This window comes from Streptomyces sp. H39-C1, assembly GCF_027158125.1.
Lineage (GTDB): Bacteria > Actinomycetota > Actinomycetes > Streptomycetales > Streptomycetaceae > Actinacidiphila > Actinacidiphila fildesensis.
On sequence record NZ_JAPVLS010000184.1, the window covers coordinates 4487 to 6044 of the forward strand.

At 76.4% G+C, this 1558-nt stretch carries 2 protein-coding genes; both read left to right on the forward strand.

The window, feature by feature from the left end; translation table 11 throughout:
• On the forward strand, window positions 1-859 hold an 859-nt coding region (locus O3W51_RS46850), incomplete at its 5' end, for an FtsX-like permease family protein (protein WP_269290126.1).
• The gene (locus O3W51_RS46855) at window positions 856-1554 is read left to right on the forward strand and encodes an ABC transporter ATP-binding protein (protein ID WP_138354304.1); all 699 of its coding nucleotides are present in this window, start codon (window positions 856-858) and stop codon (window positions 1552-1554) included. The genes O3W51_RS46850 and O3W51_RS46855, both read left to right, overlap by 4 nt.
• The last annotated feature ends 4 nt before the right edge of the window (window positions 1555-1558 follow it).

The window sequence follows — 1558 nt, forward strand, 5'->3', positions numbered from 1 at the left end:
CCGCACGATCAGCGCCGCCCAGGCCGCGGCCTGCGCACGTACCCCCGGGGTCGGCTCCGCCGAGCCGCTCGGCGTCGCGATGACCCGGGCCGCCGGCGCCACCGCGGCGGGCTCGGTGAGCCTCTTCGGCGGCTCGGCGGACCTGCTGCCGCCGCTGCTCTCCGGCAGCGCCCCGCGCGACGGCCAGGTCGCGGTGAGCCGGTCGGTCGCGGACACCTACGGCGTCGGCCCCGGCGGAACGCTCGGGCTCGGCACCGAGAAGGTGACGGTGTCGGGGATCACCGCCACCCGCTCGTACGGGCACGCCGCGACCGTCTGGACCACCCTCGCCACCTGGCAGCGGATCAGCGGCCAGCGGCAGCCCACCGTGCTCGCCGTCCGCCGGTCGGGGGCGGACCTCGGGGCGGCCGACGCGGCGCGGGGGACCAGGACCGTCGCGCGCGGCGACGCGCTCGTGGGGATCGACGGCTACCAGGCCGAGCACCTCAGCCTGCAGATGATCCAGGTGTTCCTGTTCGCGGTGAGCGCCCTGGTGACCGGCGCGTTCTTCACGGTCTGGACGGTGCAGCGCAAGCCCGACGTGGCGGTGCTCAAGGCCATCGGCGCGAGCAGCGGCTACCTGGTGCGCGACGCGCTCGCGCAGGCGCTGGCCGTGCTCGGCGGCGGGGCGCTGCTGGGCGGTGCGATCGGGGCCGGGGGAGGAGCGGTCGCCGCGTCGGCGGTGCCCTTTGCCGTCGGCCCGGCCACCGTCGCCGTGCCCGTCGCCGTCATGGTGCTGCTCGGCCTGGCCGGCTCGGCCCTCGCGATCGCCCGCATCACCTCCGTCGACCCGCTGACCGCGCTGGGAGCCAACCGATGACCGTCCTCGCGCTCGACTCCGTCCGGCTCACCTATCCGGACGGGGACCGCCGGCTGACCGCGCTCGACGCCGTGTCCCTGGACGTCGCCGCCGGTGAACTGCTGGCGGTGGCCGGGCCGTCGGGCTCCGGCAAGTCCAGCCTCCTCGCGGTGGCCGCGACCCTGTCGCGGCCCGACTCCGGGCAGGTCGTGGTGGCCGGCCGGGACACCACCCGGCTGAGCGACAAGGAGCGCACGGCGCTGCGCCGCGAGCACATCGGGATCGTCTTCCAGCAGTCGAACCTGCTCGGTTCGCTCACCGCGCTGGAGCAGTTGCTCGTCGTCGAGCACCTGCGCGGCGGGCCGGTGCGGGCGGCCCGGGAGCGGGCCGGGGCGCTGCTCGACTCGGTCGGCCTCGACGCGGCGAAGCGCGCCCGGCGGCCGCACCAGCTGTCCGGCGGGGAGCGCCAGCGGGTGAACATCGCCCGCGCGCTCTTCGGCCGCCCGGCGGTCCTGCTGGTCGACGAACCGACCTCCGCCCTCGACCACGAACGCGGCGCGCAGATCGTCGACCTGCTGGCCCGCGTCACCGCCGAGCACGGCACGGCGACCGTCATGGTCACCCACGACCGAGCCCTGATGGCCCGCGCCGACCGCCTCCTCGACATGACGGACGGCCGCCTGGCCGTGGTTCCGACGCCGGCCGTCCGTTCGTGAGACC

Bases quoted from the DNA above. Each gene is read 5' to 3' on its own strand.
- O3W51_RS46855 (WP_138354304.1), top strand. From the start codon at position 856: ATGACCGTCCTCGCGCTCGACTCCGTCCGGCTCACCTATCCGGACGGG.